This is a genomic window from Streptomyces swartbergensis (assembly GCF_002148965.1).
Taxonomy (GTDB): domain Bacteria; phylum Actinomycetota; class Actinomycetes; order Streptomycetales; family Streptomycetaceae; genus Streptomyces; species Streptomyces swartbergensis.
Genome location: NZ_NGFN01000622.1, coordinates 1 through 2,250 on the forward strand (window position 1 = coordinate 1; position 2,250 = coordinate 2,250).

General features: G+C 70.6%; 3 protein-coding genes and 1 pseudogene. All 4 read left to right on the forward strand.

Features of this window, described 5'->3' with window-relative positions; all coding sequences use genetic code 11:
- The first annotated feature begins 9 nt into the window (after positions 1 to 9).
- A complete protein-coding gene (hisN, locus tag CA983_RS42915) occupies positions 10 to 810 on the forward strand; it encodes a histidinol-phosphatase (RefSeq protein WP_059421254.1) in 801 nt (266 codons plus the stop codon).
- A 132-nt stretch (positions 811 to 942) separates the two neighbouring features.
- Positions 943 to 1,335 (forward strand): CBS domain-containing protein, encoded by a 393-nt coding sequence (locus tag CA983_RS42920; RefSeq protein WP_086606025.1) that lies wholly within the window; start codon positions 943 to 945, stop codon positions 1,333 to 1,335.
- Between the two features lie 305 nt (positions 1,336 to 1,640).
- Complete coding sequence (locus CA983_RS42925; protein WP_086606026.1) at positions 1,641 to 2,057, forward strand: Fur family transcriptional regulator; 417 nt, start codon at positions 1,641 to 1,643, stop codon at positions 2,055 to 2,057.
- Between the two features lie 47 nt (positions 2,058 to 2,104).
- Positions 2,105 to 2,250 (forward strand): annotated as a pseudogene (locus CA983_RS49760) (ABC transporter substrate-binding protein); the annotation flags it as partial.

The window sequence follows — 2,250 nt, forward strand, 5'->3', positions numbered from 1 at the left end:
GTTCGTTACATGCCCGACTACCTCGACGACCTGCGTCTCGCCCACGTCCTCGCCGACGCCGCCGACGCCGCGACGACGGACCGGTTCAAGGCCCTCGATCTCAAGGTCGAGACCAAACCGGACATGACCCCGGTGAGCGAAGCGGACAAGGCCGCCGAAGAACTCATCCGCGGCCAACTCGCCCGCGCCCGCCCCAGGGACGCGATCCTCGGCGAGGAGTACGGCGTCGAGGGCACCGGCCCCCGCCGCTGGGTCATCGACCCCATCGACGGCACCAAGAACTACGTACGCGGCGTCCCCGTCTGGGCCACCCTCATCTCCTTGATGGAAGCCGGCGAGGGCGGCTTCCAGCCCGTCGTCGGCGTCGTCTCCGCCCCCGCCCTCGGCCGCCGCTGGTGGGCCGCGAAGGGCTACGGCGCGTTCTCCGGCCGCAGCCTCACGAAGGCGACCCGCCTCCAGGTCTCCCGCGTCGGAAAGCTCGCCGACGCCTCCTTCGCGTACTCCTCGCTCAGCGGCTGGGAGGAGCAGGGCCGCCTGGACGGCTTCCTGGACCTCACCCGCGAGGTGTGGCGCACGCGCGCGTACGGCGACTTCTGGCCGTACATGATGGTCGCCGAGGGCGCCGTCGACATGTGCGCCGAGCCGGAGCTGTCGCTCTGGGACATGGCCGCCAACGCGATCATCGTCACCGAGGCCGGCGGCACCTTCACCGGACTCGACTCCCGCCCGGGCCCGCACAGCGGCAACGCGGCCGCGTCGAACGGCCTGCTGCACGACGAGTTGCTGGGGTATCTCAACCAGCGCTACTGAGCGCGCGCCCGCTGTTACGGAGCGCCCCCTTGTTGACCCTCCCTTTGCCTGCCACTCTGAGAGTCCGCCCGCTTGTGAACTTGTGAAAATATGAACAAACGGCGGGGACACTCCCAGGAGGTGGCTCCATCCATGCTCGTCCGTGACGCCATGAGCACTGTCGTCCTCACCATCGGCCCGACCCACACGCTCCGCCAGGCCGCCGCGCTGATGGCCGCCCGCAAGGTCGGCGCGGCCATCGTCCACGACCCCGACGCCGGCGGCATCGGCATCCTGACCGAACGCGACATCCTCATCTCCGTTGGCCAGGGCCAGGACCCTGACGCGGAACGCGTCCACGACCACACCACCACCGACGTCGTGTTCGCCGCTCCGGCCTGGACCCTTGAGGAGGCGGCCGGCGCCATGGCGCACGGCGGTTTCCGTCACCTCATCGTGCTGGAGGACGACGCGCCCGCCGGCGTCGTCTCGGTCCGCGACATCATCCGCTGCTGGGCACCGGCGCGTCAGCAGGTGCCCGCCTGACCGCGCGAACGGCCCGGGCCCCCGGAGGGGCCCGGGCCATCCCTACCGCAAGCGGTCCAGTGCCGGCGCTCAGCCGCGCAGGGTTTGGACCGCGACCTCCAGCCGCTTGCCGTAGCCCCCGTCGGCCCGACGGAGGGTGTCGATCGCCCGCTCGACGATGTCGTCGGGGCCGATTCCAGGCACGAAGTGCGCGGGGCTGAGGATCGACTGCTCGACCCCGGCGAATAGACATTGTCTAAAGCAAGCAGACCTCTAACTTAACACCTGTTCGCAACCTGGTCCCCTTTGCTGTTAGGCTGGTGACCATGAGCGACCTTCTGGAACGGCTGCGCGGACGCGGATGGCGGATGACCGCGCAGCGGCGCGTCGTGGCCGAGGTCCTCGACGGCGAACACGTCCACCTGACGGCCGACGAGGTCCACGCCCGGGCCGTCGCCAAGCTGCCCGAGATCTCCCGGGCGACCGTCTACAACACGCTCGGCGAGCTCGTGTCGCTCGGCGAAGTGCTCGAGGTCTCCACCGACCAGCGCGCCAAGCGGTACGACCCGAACGCCCACCAGCCGCACCATCACCTGGTCTGCGCCCAGTGCGGCGCGATCCGCGACGTGCACCCGGTGGGCAACCCACTGAAGGACCTCCCCGACTCGGAACGCTTCGGCTTCACGGTCTCGGACGTCGAGGTGACGTACCGCGGCGTCTGCCCGAACTGCGCGGCCGCCTAGTCTTCACACGCGAAAGCCCCGGCACCGATGAACGCCGGGGCTTCGCGCTGCCCGCGCACTTCCCGTATTCCACGCCGAAGGCGGACGCCGCAACGCGCACTGTCCGCCCGGTCGAGGGGTGCGGCACCGGCTCCTGGACGGACCCGGCCGACCTCCCTCCCGGCCGCACCCCGGCCCGCTGCCGCCCGGGCTC